General features: G+C 52.1%; 15 protein-coding genes and 1 riboswitch. Of the genes, 8 read left to right on the forward strand and 7 right to left on the reverse strand.

Translation table 11 applies throughout. The features are described from left to right. The first annotated feature begins 30 nt into the window (after positions 1-30). The 3 genes from zwf to gndA all read left to right on the forward strand — a co-directional run bounded on the left by zwf (position 31) and on the right by gndA (position 3,938). Entirely contained in the window at positions 31-1,563 is a 1,533-nt protein-coding gene (gene zwf / locus KJS42_RS04390; RefSeq protein WP_155607563.1) for a glucose-6-phosphate dehydrogenase, read from the forward strand. 67 nt (positions 1,564-1,630) lie between these two features. Then, positions 1,631-2,293: a fructose-6-phosphate aldolase gene (gene fsa / locus KJS42_RS04395; protein WP_155607564.1), complete on the forward strand. Its 663-nt coding sequence runs from the start codon at positions 1,631-1,633 to the stop codon at positions 2,291-2,293. Between the two features lie 232 nt (positions 2,294-2,525). Next, on the forward strand, positions 2,526-3,938 hold the full coding sequence (gene gndA, locus KJS42_RS04400; RefSeq protein WP_213622042.1) for an NADP-dependent phosphogluconate dehydrogenase: 1,413 nt from the start codon (positions 2,526-2,528) through the stop codon (positions 3,936-3,938). 36 nt (positions 3,939-3,974) lie between these two features. Here gndA and KJS42_RS04405 read toward each other — a convergent pair whose 3' ends face one another. Then, a complete protein-coding gene (locus KJS42_RS04405) occupies positions 3,975-5,384 on the reverse strand; it encodes an MDR family MFS transporter (protein ID WP_213622043.1) in 1,410 nt (469 codons plus the stop codon). A gap of 170 nt (positions 5,385-5,554) precedes the next feature. After that, positions 5,555-6,022, reverse strand: a complete 468-nt coding sequence (locus KJS42_RS04410) for a MarR family transcriptional regulator (protein ID WP_155607567.1) — start codon at positions 6,020-6,022, stop codon at positions 5,555-5,557. A gap of 161 nt (positions 6,023-6,183) precedes the next feature. Here KJS42_RS04410 and KJS42_RS04415 point away from each other — a divergent pair, with 161 nt between their 5' ends. Continuing rightward, positions 6,184-6,867, forward strand: a complete 684-nt coding sequence (locus KJS42_RS04415; RefSeq protein WP_155607568.1) for a uracil-DNA glycosylase — start codon at positions 6,184-6,186, stop codon at positions 6,865-6,867. Position 6,868: 1 nt separating this feature from the next. Further along, positions 6,869-7,399, forward strand: coding sequence for a CDP-alcohol phosphatidyltransferase family protein (locus tag KJS42_RS04420; RefSeq protein ID WP_213622044.1), 531 nt, complete (start codon positions 6,869-6,871; stop codon positions 7,397-7,399). A 49-nt stretch (positions 7,400-7,448) separates the two neighbouring features. Here the strand turns inward: KJS42_RS04420 and KJS42_RS04425 are convergent, their stop codons facing one another. Together KJS42_RS04425 and KJS42_RS04430 are read right to left on the reverse strand one after the other, a co-directional pair. Further along, the gene (locus KJS42_RS04425; protein WP_213622045.1) at positions 7,449-8,012 is read right to left on the reverse strand and encodes a DUF1697 domain-containing protein; all 564 of its coding nucleotides are present in this window, start codon (positions 8,010-8,012) and stop codon (positions 7,449-7,451) included. Positions 8,013-8,028: 16 nt separating this feature from the next. Beyond that, on the reverse strand, positions 8,029-9,180 hold the full coding sequence (locus tag KJS42_RS04430; protein ID WP_213622046.1) for an MFS transporter: 1,152 nt from the start codon (positions 9,178-9,180) through the stop codon (positions 8,029-8,031). A 184-nt stretch (positions 9,181-9,364) separates the two neighbouring features. Here KJS42_RS04430 and KJS42_RS04435 point away from each other — a divergent pair, with 184 nt between their 5' ends. Beyond that, complete coding sequence (locus KJS42_RS04435) at positions 9,365-10,042, forward strand: LysM peptidoglycan-binding domain-containing protein (protein WP_193415445.1); 678 nt, start codon at positions 9,365-9,367, stop codon at positions 10,040-10,042. A gap of 67 nt (positions 10,043-10,109) precedes the next feature. On the opposite strand, the gene KJS42_RS04440 is transcribed toward KJS42_RS04435, so the two are convergent. The 3 genes from KJS42_RS04440 to KJS42_RS04450 form a co-directional block, all read right to left on the reverse strand. Next, positions 10,110-10,853, reverse strand: a complete 744-nt coding sequence (locus KJS42_RS04440; RefSeq protein ID WP_155607573.1) for an amino acid ABC transporter ATP-binding protein — start codon at positions 10,851-10,853, stop codon at positions 10,110-10,112. 18 nt (positions 10,854-10,871) lie between these two features. Next, the gene (locus tag KJS42_RS04445) at positions 10,872-11,585 is read right to left on the reverse strand and encodes an amino acid ABC transporter permease (protein ID WP_193415447.1); all 714 of its coding nucleotides are present in this window, start codon (positions 11,583-11,585) and stop codon (positions 10,872-10,874) included. Between the two features lie 77 nt (positions 11,586-11,662). Further along, positions 11,663-12,481: a transporter substrate-binding domain-containing protein gene (locus KJS42_RS04450; protein ID WP_155607575.1), complete on the reverse strand. Its 819-nt coding sequence runs from the start codon at positions 12,479-12,481 to the stop codon at positions 11,663-11,665. Between the two features lie 116 nt (positions 12,482-12,597). Continuing rightward, positions 12,598-12,780: riboswitch (Lysine riboswitch) on the reverse strand. A gap of 193 nt (positions 12,781-12,973) precedes the next feature. On the opposite strand from KJS42_RS04450, the gene KJS42_RS04455 reads away from it, so the two are divergent. Next, positions 12,974-13,279, forward strand: a complete 306-nt coding sequence (locus KJS42_RS04455) for a DUF2087 domain-containing protein (RefSeq protein WP_213622047.1) — start codon at positions 12,974-12,976, stop codon at positions 13,277-13,279. 71 nt (positions 13,280-13,350) lie between these two features. Continuing rightward, positions 13,351-14,178, forward strand: coding sequence for an adenosylmethionine decarboxylase (gene speD, locus KJS42_RS04460; RefSeq protein ID WP_155607577.1), 828 nt, complete (start codon positions 13,351-13,353; stop codon positions 14,176-14,178). Positions 14,179-14,184: the final 6 nt, after the last annotated feature.

The following is a 14,184-nucleotide window of genomic DNA, read 5'->3' on the forward strand; positions in this document are numbered from 1 at the left end:
GAAAAGCTATGCCGAGAGGAGAGAACCTGGATGGATGCCAATACGTTTGTATTGTTTGGGGCAACCGGGGATTTGGCAAAACGCAAAATTTACCCTGCCCTGTTTAACTTGTTTTTGGATGGAAAGCTGCCGGATGTTTTTTCCGTGATTGGCTTGGGCCGCAGAGAATGGTCCGACGAGACCTTTAAGGCAAACATCGAGCGGTCTCTGCACAGCTTTTCGCGACGGGATGCCAGCAACGCGGAGGCCGTGAACCAATTCCTCGGCTTCTTCCGCTATCATGTGCTGAACGTCGACCGTAAGGAAGATTATCAAAGCCTGCTGCAACGGGTCGAGGAAGGCGAACGAACCGCAGGGATTGCCCCAAACCGATTGTTTTATTTGTCGGTAGGTCCGGAACTGTTCGAAACGATCGCCGCCCATATTCAGGATAGCGGGCTTGGCGATACGAAAGGCTGGAAACGCCTTGTGATCGAAAAACCGTTTGGCCGCGATTTGCAATCTGCTCGGGATTTCAACGCGCAGCTCAGCAAAGCTTTTACCGAAGAGGAAATTTTCCGCATCGACCACTACCTCGGCAAGCCGATGGTACAGAAGCTCCAGCTGCTGCAACAGACGAACCCGGTGCTTCAGGCTTCCTGGAACAAGCGTTATATTGCTAACGTGCAAATTACGGCCAGCGAAACGGTCGGCGTCGAAGAAAGAGCCGGCTATTACGATCATTCCGGCGCGTTGCGCGACATGTTCCAAAATCATATGCTGCAACTGTTGATGATGTTGGCCGGACACCTGCCAAAAGGCGATGATTCGGAGCAAGTGCGTAACAAGAAGAAACACGTCATGCAATCCTTAGAGCCGCTGCCGCGCCAGGACGTCGCAACCCAGGTGGTCCGCGGTCAGTATGCGAGCGGGTCGATTCAAGGGAAGCCGGTCGTTGGCTACAAGGACGAAGCCGGAATCCCGCAGGATTCCCATAACGACACGTTTATCGCTGCCAAGCTGCAAATCGAAGATGATTTCTGGCGGGGGATTCCGTTTTATATCCGCACCGGCAAACGCATGAAGGAGAAAGCGACGCGGATCGTCATTGAATTCCGGGAGCCGGTTAAGCAAATTGCTGCGTCCAACAACGGCGGAGCCCCGAACTTGCTGGTGTTCGAAATCAGCCCGAATGAAGGCATTTACCTGCGCCTGAATACGGAAGGCGAAGCGCAACAGCAGGATCTCACGAAGGTCCTGATCGGATCTCACAAGAGCGGTAGCGATGTGCCAGAGGCTTACGAGAACCTGATTTATGACGCGCTCCGCGGCGATTCTTCCTTCTTCGCCCATTGGGACGAAGTCGAGTTGTCCTGGAAATGGGTGCAGCCGATCCTTGACGCCTATGCGGCGAATGAGGTTCCATTACATGCCTACCCGGCAGGCAGTTTTGGTCCGAAGGCCGCGCATGAACTGTTGGCTAAAGACGGTTTCGAGTGGTGGTTCGATCAAGAAAGCGAAGCCGCATCTACAGAAGTTCAGACAGTTACACCGTCGGCGAAGGAAGCCTTGTCCATCAAATAACGGGGGATGAACGTGCTTTTCGCCCCGATATCTCAAATCTATATTTTACAAATTGGAGGGATTTGCGATGAAGTTTTTTGTAGACACAGCCAATCTGGAAGACATCAAAAAGGCCCATAAAATCGGCGTCTTGTCCGGGGTGACAACCAACCCTTCCCTGGTAGCCAAGGAAGGCGTCAAGTTCGAAGACCGCATCGCCGAAATCCTGCAAGCCGTTTCCGACGTGGAATCCGTTTCGGCTGAAGTGACACCGGATGCGCTCACGGCCGAAGAGATGATTGCCCAAGCGGACGAATTGATCAAAATCAATAACCATGACCCGCGCATCACGATTAAGCTTCCGATGACATTGGCAGGACTCGAAGCGACCAAGTACCTGGCTCAAAAAGGCGTCAAGACCAACGTTACCTTGATCTTCACGGTCAATCAGGCCCTGCTCGCCGCCCGCGCCGGTGCCACGTACGTATCGCCATTTCTCGGCCGCTTAGACGATATTTCAGAAGATGGCGTGCTATTGGTTGCAAAAATAGCGGAGTTGTTCCGGGTTCATGGCTTGGACACGCAAATCATCGCGGCCTCCGTTCGTCACCCGGACCACGTCACCCGCGTAGCGTTAGCTGGGGCGCATATCGCCACGATTCCGTTTGGCGTCATCGAGCAGCTGGCTAAACACCCGCTTACGGATCAAGGGCTAGAGAAGTTCGCTGCCGACTGGAAAAAATCCTTATAAGCGGTAATTCGAAAGTCATCTTTTGATCACAAAGAAAGTCATGAAGTGGATTCAGCATCGAATCTAAAATTCAGCCGGGCCCTCTGGTGCTCACGTAGGTTCTACCTACGCTCCGCTCCTCGGTCCCTAGCTTCTTCCAACCTTCTCGGTGCTGAAAAACTGCCTTTTGAACTCGCATTTTAATTTTATATAGTAAGAAAATATTCGCGGATAGGTTTGGAGGAAAATTCGAATGAAGAAACAACAAATTGGCGTCGTCGGCCTGGCCGTCATGGGCAAGAACCTCGCCTTAAATATCGAAAGCAACGGCTTCTCCGTTGCTTTGTACAACCGCTCTTCTGAGAAAACCAAAGAGCTGCTGGAGGAAGCGCCGGGTAAAAATTTCGTCGGCACCTACAACATTGAGGAATTCGTGCAAGCGCTCGAAACCCCCCGTAAAATTTTGATTATGGTGAAAGCCGGCAAACCAACCGACGACACGATTAACCAGCTCGTCCCTTATCTCGAAAAGGGCGACATTTTGATCGACGGCGGGAACGCGCACTTCCCGGATACGCAGCGCAGAAATAAATTGCTGGAGTCCCAAGGCATCCGCTATATCGGCGCCGGCGTGTCCGGCGGCGAAGAAGGCGCGCTGAAGGGACCGGCGATCATGCCCGGCGGGCAACGCGACGCTTACAAGCTGGTTGAGCCGATTCTGACGGCCATTTCGGCCAAAGTAAACGGCGATCCCTGCTCCACCTACATCGGTCCGGACGGTGCTGGCCACTACGTGAAGATGGTTCATAACGGGATCGAATACGGCGATATGCAATTGATTGGCGAAGCCTACCAACTGTTGAAGGACGTGCTCGGACTTGGCGTGGACGAACTGCATGATATATTCACCGAGTGGAATAACGGCGAGCTGGACAGCTACCTGATCGAAATCACCGCCGACATCTTTGGCAAAAAAGATCCCGCCACCGGCCAACCGATGGTGGACGTCATTCTCGATGCCGCCGGCCAGAAAGGCACCGGCAAATGGACCAGCCAAAGCGCCCTTGATCTCGGCGTGCCGCTGTCCATCATCACCGAGTCGGTGTTCGCACGCTTCATCTCCGCGATGAAGGCGGAACGCGTTGCTGCGAGTAAACGACTGAGCGGTCCAGCCGCCACGCCGTACACCGGCGACAAACAAGCGTTCATCGAAGCCGCTCGCAAGGCGTTGTACGCCAGCAAAATCGCGTCGTACGCCCAAGGCTTCGCGCAGATGCGACTGGCTTCCGAGGAATATGGCTGGGACTTGAACTATGGCGCCATCGCCATGATCTTCCGCGGCGGCTGCATCATCCGCGCCCGCTTCCTGCAGAACATCAATAACGCTTATGATCGCGATCCGGAGCTTAGAAACCTGCTGCTGGACGATTACTTCAAGGATGTTGTGGAGAACTATCAAGACGCCTGGAGACAAGTCATTGCCACCGCCGTCACCCGCGGCATTCCGGTACCGGCCTTCTCCTCCGCCCTGGCGTACTACGACAGCTATCGTTCCGAGCGGTTGCCGGCCAATCTGCTGCAAGCGCAGCGCGACTACTTCGGCGCTCATACGTTCGAACGCGTTGACCAGGAAGGAACGTTCCATTTTCAATGGTTCGATAAATAACAATAAGAAGCCGCGAGGATTCATCTCGCGGCTTCTTTATGCGTTTCTTTTATGGGTGAGGAATAAGCCCGGGATAAAGATAAGGATGAGGATGAGGGCTGAAACGAGAAATCCTGCGTGGTATCCTTTCAAACCATTTGCGATGGTTGGCTGTACCCCTTGGACCACTGTCGCAACAACAGTCGCGATCACGGCGGAACCAAAACTTGCGCCCAAGTTCTCAATGATGTTGATCCCAACGCCTGCTTCCGGGAGCTGATGATCGTCCAGTCCCGTATACGCGTCACTCGTCAACGGGAGATTAATCCCCCCAACGCTGGTCCCCCGAATAAATAGGACGAGGGATATCCAAACCATGCTGGTTCGATCGGTGATGAAAATCAGCGGAATGGACCCGGTCAGCGAAAGAACCAGGCTGACCATGACCACGTATTTCGCGCCGATCCGATCGATCATTTTACCGATCAAAGGCCGGGTCACAAGCATTCCGACGCCTTGGGGAATTAACGCAAGCGCCGCTTCAATCGCCGTGAAGTGTCGAAAGTTTTGGAAGAACAAAGGCAAGATCAACATCGGCCCCATGATGGCCATATTCGCCAAAAATAATCCGACGCTGGATGCCAGATAATTTCGATGCGTAAACAAGTTAAGCGGAAGTACGGTTTGATTCCTTCTAAATCGGTTATAGGCGAGGTACATGACAGCTAAGGCAAGGCCGATGCCCACCCAATTCAAGGTTTCGTGATTATGAAACGAAGCATGTTCCGCTGCTTTCGTAATTCCATAAATGAAAGCCGCACTCATCAGAGACAAACAAACGATCCCAAATCCATCCAGCTTACTCTCTTTGTTGAACGGTTCAAAGTCCGGGATCCGTCTGATCATCAGCGGTGCGGCAATGAGAACAACCAATACATTGATGAAGAAAATCCACTGCCATGATGCGCCCTGAACGATAAAGCCTCCGATGACAGGACCCAAAATTGGACCAAAGATCATCGGCGTGCTGACGATGGCCATCACTCTCCCCAAATAATTCGGACCCGCGGTTTTAACCAGAAGCGTGAACATCAGTGTAGTAATGATCCCGGCGCTAAATCCTTGCAGTAAGCGAAAAAAAATGAAACTGGAGATATTCCAGCTTAGGCCCACTAGAACGGATATGATGCCAAACGCAGCAACTGCTCCGATAAAGATCTTCTTTCCATTAAAATGGTTCATCAGCCAACCGGACACCGGGACCGCCATCGCAAGAGCCAGCACATAACCTGTAATGGCCCATTGAATGATATCCAATGTCGTATGAAAATCCTTGGTGAGGATGTCGATTGCAATATTCACCATCGTCGAGTCCAGCATAGGGGCAATGGCGCCAAGCGCAATCGCCCAGGCCGCTATCAGGATTTCTCTAGGCAGCTCTCTTTCTTTAGCTTTTGCTTTCTCCATGGGATTCTCCTTTCAGAAGTCAACGTGTATTTTGTTTCCTTGTCAACAAAATAGTAACGCAAATATGGTTTCCTTGTCAACCAAATAGTCGAAACAAAAAAGACAGCCCTTCAAAAAGAATGGGCTGCCTGTGATTTGCCATGTACTAGCACCTTTTGATTCCAACTCATTTATTTCAGATCGATCCCTTGCTTCTTGATCTCCGCGTCCAAATGCCGACTATACTGTTCCATAAAAATTAGCATTTGATCATATTGTTCCTCGGTGACCTGCTCAAATACAGATTGATCCCGCTCTTGAAACTCCTTATGCAGCTCCTCGTGAATGTCATAAATCTCTTGACCCTGCTCGGTCAGTTTAAAGTAGATCTCTTTCTTATTGTCCGGCTTCTGGTAGCTTTCGATCAGGCCCTTCTCCATGAGCTTCTTCGTGAGCTTCGTAATCGCACCTTTCGTCATATAAAGTGATTCGGCAATTCGGGTTACGTTAGGATCCGCATGCTTTCCAATCGATTCAATACAATGGACTTCAGAAGGCTTAACCCCTTTCAGACGGTCTTCCATCTTCATCTTATTAAGCCAGACCATCTTGTTGAATACGTTTCTGAAATCCAGGATGACCTGCTCCTGCTTACTCATCGCCAATCCTCCCGCTCGTTGATGCATTACCCCTATTATAGTGAATTTCTGCTGGATGTTCCATTAGATTGACCCCCCATCGGTTCCACATCCGAAAGAAGGAACTCGGTCGACCGATGTCGAAGCCTACTTTAGCAAACTAGACCTGAGGTGATTTCCGCTTGACGATTCTTCAAAACGATTGGGCCCCGTTTCTGGAGCCCGAATTCGAGAAACCGTATTATTCGCAGCTGCGCCAGTTTCTGGCGAACGAATATCGCACCAAAACGATTTATCCCGATATGTATGATATTTTCAACGCATTGCATTATACCTCCTTCGCCGACACCAAGGTAGTAATCCTCGGCCAGGACCCTTATCACGGACCCGGACAGGCTCATGGGCTCAGCTTCTCCGTGAAGCCGGGTATCAAAGCCCCACCATCCCTGCAGAATATGTTCAAGGAGCTGCGGGACGATTTGGGTTGCCGTATCCCCAACAATGGATATCTGGTTCCATGGGCAAAGCAGGGCGTGTTGTTGCTCAACACGGTACTGACCGTGCAGGCCGATTCCCCCAATTCCCACAAGGGCATGGGCTGGGAGGTGTTCACCGACAAGGTGATCGAAACGCTGAACCAGAAGCGGGAACCGATCGTATTTCTACTTTGGGGCAGCCATGCGCAGAAAAAAGCGGCGCTGATCACCAACCGTGAGCATCATTTGATCAAGTCGCCACACCCCAGTCCGTTGTCCGCCCATCGGGGATTCTTGGGCAGCAAGCCCTTTTCGCGGGCTAATCAATTTTTACGCTCCAAAGGATGGGCTGAAATCGATTGGCAGCTTCCCGATCTAGCGGAGGGCTAAGATGAAGCATTTGGCCAATGGCCTGACCCTAAGCCGCATGGTCCTGTCTTGTATCATGATCTTCGTACTGAACCAACCCACGGTATTTATCATCATCTATACGATTGCCGGGATTACCGATGTGCTGGACGGAAGGATTGCGCGCCGAACGAATACGGCCAGCTCCATAGGGGCCAAGCTGGATTCAATGGCGGACCTGCTGATGTTCGGGGTGGTGACCTTCGCGCTCATCCGGTGGGCGGGAGAAGGAATGAGGTTCGTATGGCCGTATCTCGCCATTGCCATTGCCATTCGAGTGGCGTCCGCAGGTTATGCGGTCTGTAAATTTCGCACCGTTGCGATGATCCATACCTGGGGCAATAAAATCACTGGGTTGCTCGTTTTCGCCGCCCCTTGGCTCATGCTCGCGAAGGGCAACCATCCGTGGATTCTTATCGTTTTGTGCATCGTCTCCGCGGTGAGCGCCACGGAAGAACTGCTGATTCACCTGACCTCGAGGGAGCTTGACCTAAACCGCAAAAGCTGGTTTTGAGCGGGGACGGCTACGGGCAAGCAAAGCCAGATTGACGGATTTCGCGCAGTTAATTCAGCGTTTCCATGCCTTCGGCCAGGGAGAGCAGCTTGCCCACCGTTTTCCAGTTGCGCACCGTAGCATAGGCATCCAATTTCTGCAGGTTCGCCGCCAGCTTGGAATTCCGAACGCTTTCTTTAAACAACAAGTAAACCTCCCTGCCCGATGTTCGAAACAGCTCCTGTTCGTTGGCATAGGCCGCAAAGCGCTTCAGTGCTTCGGCGGTCGGCTCGCTCCGCAAAAAGGCAACATACAGGCACTCCCCTGTCGATGCCGCTTCCGCCGCAGCGATCTCTTCTGGCGTGAACGGACAACCTTCCGCCGTCGCTCGCAATTCTGACGCCGTGCGAAGCACGACCGGGATATCCAGGCCAAAATCCCGGCGGATCACTTCCTCCATCCGCAAGCCCAGCGCCCCTTCTTCTTCCGAAGCAAACAGGATATTGCCGCTTTGGATATAGGTCTGTACCTCGCTAAACCCCTGTTCGGTTAGTGAACGCTTGAGCTCCGCCATTTTGATGATATTTTTGCCGCCGACGTTAATGCCCCGCAGCAGCGCGATATGGATGGTCATGATCATCGCCTCCTATTTATTGGTCTTGAAGTGCGGACGCCTCTCGGTGCCCTCTTCTCATCAGTATAAAACTATACAGACAGCCGGTTAGCGACAGTCCGGTCATAATCCAATAAAGGGTACGGCCTCCCCAATGGTCAAAGACGAACCCGCCCGCAAACGAAGCGACAATCCCCGAAATCCCAAAGAACACAATCGCCAAAATCGTCTGTCCGGTAGCACGCCAGGCCTCCGGCACGATCGAATACAATTGCTGCATCGCCGCGGTATAAAAAAACACGAAGGTCACCCCTTGAAGCAGTTGCAGCAAAACAATCATCCCTGCCTGATCCGCGATGGCAGTCAACCCGAAACGCAGCACGTAAAACACGCCTGCCAAAGCAATCAACTTCAACTCGTTTCCCCGTTTAAGAAACCGGTGAACCACGGCGAAACCTAAAAACTCCACCATCGTCATGACAAACCAGGTTGTTCCGACAAGCGAAAAACTCCCACCCAAATCCCGGATATAAATCCCGATATACGTGTCGTTGATGCGATGCGGCAGCGCTAGTAGGAAGATCAGCAACAGGAAGGATACCGTCGATCGTTGTCCCAAAAAAGCTTTGAGCTCGCCAAGTTTCAATGGTTTCGTGCTTGCCTCCACATCCTCCAGCGTAAATCCGATGAGCCAGGTGGTCACGCCGTATCCGAGAAATACCCAGGCAAAGCCGGATGGACCCGTCCAATCCGTCAATTGACCGATGGCAAACGAAGCCGTCGCATACCCGAGCGCTCCGAACATCTTAATCGAACCATAGTTCACCTTCCGTCTTAACGCGGATTGAAAGTTCAAGCTTTCCACCAGCGAGTCGGTTGGCATAAAGAAGAAATACATCAACCCGACCAAGGGAACGAGCGCCCAGGGAGAAACCGCTCGAAACAACACAAAACCGACGACGGCCGAGATCGCCAGCGTCAGCAGTAGGATCTGGGTGATCGATTTTTTCCGGTCGCTGACCACGCCCCAAAACGGCTGGGAGAATAACCCGATGAACCCGCCCGTCCCGATCATCAGTCCGATCTCCGTCTCGGGAAGTCCGAGATTGGACAGATACACCGGAAGGAAGGACAGAAAGATCGCAAACAGTGAAAAATAACTGAAATTGAATAAACGTAGCTTGAACATGAGACTTTCATCCATTCCCTTCTATGGCGGAAGAGCCGCACCTTGAGTTAGCGGCACTCCATTTTACTATACACTAACCCTAAGTCCTAAACCTAGGCTCGTCCAAAACGGAGATTCCGGTAACCGACGTCCAGGCGCCGCATACGGTATAGGAAAACCGCCTACACGAAAGGGGAACGTTCCATTGTTTAATTATAATTACCGGCAATGCCCCGCAGAGCACTATCCTTATACCGTTCAGCCCGGAGACACGCTGAACTTGATTGCCTTTCGACTGGAATCCAGCGTGATGCGTATCCTTACCGCGAATCCTGGACTTGACCCAAACAACCTGCAAATCGGCCAGGTCATCTGCATTCCCTCCTGCCCGCCGAATCATGTCTCCCGGATCATTGAGCGCGGCGATACGTTGTATCAGATCGCTCAAGATTACGGCGTCAGCGTCGCCAGTATCCTGGAAGCGAACCCGGGAGTAGACCCGAACTCGCTACGGGTGGGACAACGGCTCTGCATCCCGCAGTTTGGCGGCGCTCCCGACGTGACCGGCCTGCGGGAAACGATCACCGCAATGCAAAGCGACATTAATATGCTAAAAGCGGATAACAACGTACAGCAAACCCATGAAAGCAACTATGGATCGTCCACACAGACAACCCGTGTCACTAGTGTGACCCCCCGCGAAATTCGGTTCGAGGTCGTGCCGGTGACGTTTGCCGGCGCTTTCCGCGGTCACTTCACCGCCGGACGGCGTTACCCTTACTACCAGGATGCCTCCATGGGCGGGAGACGCACGATCACCGTCAAAGATAATTTTGGGGTGTGGCATTCCTTCAATTATAGGGAACAGACACCCCAAGCCTGAGGTAGAGAAATCAGGGCAAAAAAGGCGGAGCCCAAATATTCATCCAGGTTCCGCCTTTCCCGTATATTTATCCTTCTCGATTTAACGTCCGCTTCAAGAACTCTCTCGTTCGCTCCTGTTTCGGATCATTGAAGATTTGTTCCGGCGTCCCCTCTTCGGCAATAACGCCTTGATCCATAAACACGACGCGGTCCGACACCTCTCTAGCGAATTCCATCTCATGGGTCACGACGATCATGGTGAGCCCCGAATAAGCCAATTCCTTCATGACCTTGAGCACCTCGCCCACCATCTCGGGATCCAGCGCCGAGGTTGGCTCGTCGAACAGCAGCACGTCCGGGTCCATGGATAAAGCGCGGGCGATGGCCACCCGCTGCTTTTGCCCGCCGGAGAGCTGCTTTGGCTTCGCATGAATGTATTGCTCCATCCCCACGTTCCGCAAATATTTCATCGCGGTCTCGGTCGCCTCTTCCTTGGAGCGCTTCAGCACCTTAACTTGTCCCACGACGCAGTTGCTGAGCGCATCATGATTGTTGAACAGGTTGAACTGCTGAAAGACCATTCCTAAATGCCGGCGGTACGACGAGACCTTATGCGCATCATCGAGGATGTTGTTGCCGTTGTAAATAATCTCCCCGCCGCTGGGCTTCTCCAGCAGATTAATGCACCGGAGCAGCGTCGACTTGCCGGAGCCGGAGGAGCCGATGATGCTGACGACCTCCCCTTTACTGACCGACAGATTGATATCTTTGAGCACCTCGTTAGCGCCGAAAAATTTGCTCAAATGCCGAATTTCGATGACCTTTTCCATCTTCACTCCTGCTTTCTGCTAGCGCTGCAGCGTATAGCTTTCGGGGCCGTCCAGCCTTTTCTCGATACGCTGTAATATCTTCGTTACGGTCAACGTCATGACCAAATACAAAATACTTGCAACAAAAAACGATTCGAAGAACCGGAAGTTGTTGCCGGCGATCGATTTGGTCATAAAGAACAGTTCCGATACGGAAATGACGTTTAAAACCGAGGTATCTTTGATGTTGATGATAAACTGATTGCCCGTTGCCGGCAAAATATGGCGGATGACCTGCGGCAGCACCACGTTCCGCATCGTCTGCCAATGGGTCATCCCGATCGCATGAGCGGCTTCGAACTGCCCTTTGTCTACCGAATAAACGCCGCCCCGGACGATTTCGGCCATATAGGCCCCCGTATTGATCGAGACGATAAAAATCGCCGCGAACGTCCGGTCCATATCATAGTTGAACAGCAGGGACGACCCGTAGAAAATCGCCATGGCCTGGACGATCATCGGCGTGCCCCGGAAGCATTCGATGTACACGGTGAGCAAACCGTTTACGATCTTGAACAGCAGCCGTTTGAAGCCGCGCTCCGGCAGCGGAACCGTGCGGATCACGCCGGCCAGGAGGCCGATCGCCGCGCCGACCATCGTGCCGATCAAAGAGATATATAAAGTTACCGCCGCTCCGCGCAGGAACATGGGCCAGTTGTCGGAGACGATTCGAATAATCCACTCGTAAGTCATTTTGTTTCCTCCCGCAAGATCACCATAAAACCGACTGCAGTCCCGCTGCAGCCGGCTTTATGATCACCGTGCTTTATTTAGTTCGCTGCAGGTTGATTCTTGATGGCGTCGTTCATGATTGCGGCCCGCTCGTCTTCGGAGATGCCAGCCAGGATCTCATTAATTTTCTCCGTCAGGTCGCTGCCTTTCTCCAATCCAACGGCGATAGCAGTGTCATCATCCGAGGTGGTGAAGCCTTCCGTGAATTCAACATAAGCGAAATTCTCGTTAGCTGCCGCGGCGCTGACGCCTTCCGGAAGCTCCGAGACGTAACCGTCAATGGCCCCCGATTCCAGGGCGACGCGCATCGCCGGGAAATCGTCCATGGCCGGTTGCTTATTGACTCCGTTAATTTGGTCGATAACCGAGTAATGGAATGTATTCAACTGAGCCGTGATTTTCGCTCCGCTGAAATCCTGGATCGAGGTAGCTCCCTCATAGGAGCCCCCTTTCTTCACCACCATAACGAGGTTCGATTTATAATAGTTATCCGAGAAATCTATCGATTCCTTGCGTTCCGCCGTCGGAGACATCCCCGCGATAATGGCGTCGATCTTGCCGGACGTCAGCGCCGGAACCAGACCATTCCATTCCGTCTTCACGATGACCAGCTTCTTGCCGAGGCCGTCCGCGATTTTCTTGGCGATTTCCACGTCGTAGCCGCCTGCGTATTCCGCGCTGCCGTCAATCGGAACCCCGCCGTTGGCCTCACCGTTTTGCGTCCAGTTAAACGGGGCATAACCCGCTTCAAGCCCTACTTTAAACGTATTGTCGTCTTTGCTGCCAGAGTTGCAGCCCGCCAGGACAAGCATTGCCGACAGCAGCATCAGGATGGATAAAGACCAAGTTTTTCTCATTTTTCTTCACTCTCCATGCAAATAATAGATGAATAACAGAAACAAAAAAACGGCTTCGGGTATACTCCGAGGCCGTTTGATGGGTTCATTTCCGTCCTGACACCCACTTCTCCCCTCGACGAGATAGCGCAACTTGATAGATCGGGTAATCTACCAAGACAGTCCTGCAGTTCTTAACTGCAGACCCAGCAGCATACAGTGAGCCTGTATCCCGCTTCGGCGACATTTCCTTCTTCCCGGCTTCTTCGCTTGCTCAAGCTCCTCCGAAAACTGTTAAATATCGCGCCTCTACCTCACCATGAAGAACGTGAGGTCTGATTCAATTGTGTTTGTAGGATACAATATCAACTCTATTCTGTCAAACTAACATAGGGTGGGAATCATAGGAAAGGAGCGCTTGTTTGACAGTCAAGGGATCATCGTTTATCATCTAATTAAATAATCATCTAATTAGATTTATGGCTAATTCACAATTCATGAGGAGGTACCAATATGACCACCCCACGCACGCCTTTGCCGGAGAACGTCCTCCGCAACTTTTTCACAAATTCAGGGAGACTCAAGAACCTGCCAGCCCAGCTCAAGAAGAAATTAATCGTTCTGGAGCATTTGGTTTCCGGTCTCGAGCACGGACGAAACTACACCGAACCTGAAATTAATGCGTACATCCAGCAATTTGACGAGGATTACGCCACGATTCGCCGCGAATGGATCATCCACCGGTTCATGAGCCGGGAGCTGGAGGTCTATACCTTGAACCCGCCGGAGCAATGGTCCAGATGGGATGCGCTGTCTTAGGCATGACGTTTTTTTTCCAGAAGAAAAGGGAATAACCAATAGGGTATACCTATGCTAAGGGGGATTCCCTGATGAAGTTGACGCCGGAGCAGCGCATTCAGCTGCATGAGTTCAACAATCTGACCAAAACGTTAAGCTTCAATATGTACGATGTTTGCTACACCCGGACCAAAGAGGAACGCGAAGCTTATATCGCCTATATCGACGACCAGTACAATTCCGACCGCCTGACGAAAATCCTCAGCACCGTTTCCGAAATTATCGGCGCTCATATTTTGAATATCGCGAACCAGGATTACGTTCCGCAAGGAGCCAGCGTGACCATGTTGATTTCCGAAGGCCCCGTAGTGGAGGTGCCCACCGAGTCGTTTGACGAATCGCCCGGGCCGCTGCCGGACTCCGTCGTAATGCAGCTCGACAAAAGCCATATCACCGTGCACACGTACCCCGAATACGATCCGAACGAAAGCATCAGCACGTTCCGTGCCGACATCGACGTGTCGACCTGCGGGGAGATCTCGCCGTTAAAGGCGCTGAATTACTTGATCCACTCCTTCGAAGCGGACATTATGACGATCGATTACCGGGTTCGCGGATTTACCCGGGACATCAACGGCCACAAGCTGTTCATCGACCATGACATCAGTTCGATCCAGAACTACATTCCCGACGAAGTAATTGAGCAATATCAGATGATCGACGTCAATGTGTACCCGGAGCATATTTTCCATACGAAGTGCAAGCTGAAGCAGTTTGACCTCAACAACTATTTGTTCGGGTATACAAAGGACGAGCTGACCCCCGAGGAGCAGAAGACGATTACCGCGATGCTCGTGACCGAGATGGATGAAATCTTCTATGGCAAAAATATCGCCTCCGGATCCCTGGAGGACAGCTAAAAGAAG

Source organism: Paenibacillus sp. J53TS2 (assembly GCF_018403305.1).
In the GTDB taxonomy this organism is placed as follows: Bacteria; Bacillota; Bacilli; order Paenibacillales; family Paenibacillaceae; genus Fontibacillus; species Fontibacillus rhizolycopersici.

Excerpts from the sequence above, each read along its gene's own strand:
- zwf (WP_155607563.1), top strand. The coding sequence starts at position 31 with ATGGATGCCAATACGTTTGTATTGTTTGGGGCAACCGGGGATTTGGCA.
- fsa (WP_155607564.1), top strand. The coding sequence starts at position 1,631 with ATGAAGTTTTTTGTAGACACAGCCAATCTGGAAGACATCAAAAAGGCC.
- gndA (WP_213622042.1), top strand. The coding sequence starts at position 2,526 with ATGAAGAAACAACAAATTGGCGTCGTCGGCCTGGCCGTCATGGGCAAG.
- KJS42_RS04405 (WP_213622043.1), bottom strand. The coding sequence starts at position 5,384 with ATGGAGAAAGCAAAAGCTAAAGAAAGAGAGCTGCCTAGAGAAATCCTG.
- KJS42_RS04410 (WP_155607567.1), bottom strand. The coding sequence starts at position 6,022 with ATGAGTAAGCAGGAGCAGGTCATCCTGGATTTCAGAAACGTATTCAAC.
- KJS42_RS04420 (WP_213622044.1), top strand. The coding sequence starts at position 6,869 with ATGAAGCATTTGGCCAATGGCCTGACCCTAAGCCGCATGGTCCTGTCT.
- KJS42_RS04425 (WP_213622045.1), bottom strand. The coding sequence starts at position 8,012 with ATGACCATCCATATCGCGCTGCTGCGGGGCATTAACGTCGGCGGCAAA.
- KJS42_RS04430 (WP_213622046.1), bottom strand. The coding sequence starts at position 9,180 with ATGTTCAAGCTACGTTTATTCAATTTCAGTTATTTTTCACTGTTTGCG.
- KJS42_RS04440 (WP_155607573.1), bottom strand. The coding sequence starts at position 10,853 with ATGGAAAAGGTCATCGAAATTCGGCATTTGAGCAAATTTTTCGGCGCT.
- KJS42_RS04445 (WP_193415447.1), bottom strand. The coding sequence starts at position 11,585 with ATGACTTACGAGTGGATTATTCGAATCGTCTCCGACAACTGGCCCATG.
- KJS42_RS04450 (WP_155607575.1), bottom strand. The coding sequence starts at position 12,481 with ATGAGAAAAACTTGGTCTTTATCCATCCTGATGCTGCTGTCGGCAATG.
- KJS42_RS04455 (WP_213622047.1), top strand. The coding sequence starts at position 12,974 with ATGACCACCCCACGCACGCCTTTGCCGGAGAACGTCCTCCGCAACTTT.
- speD (WP_155607577.1), top strand. The coding sequence starts at position 13,351 with ATGAAGTTGACGCCGGAGCAGCGCATTCAGCTGCATGAGTTCAACAAT.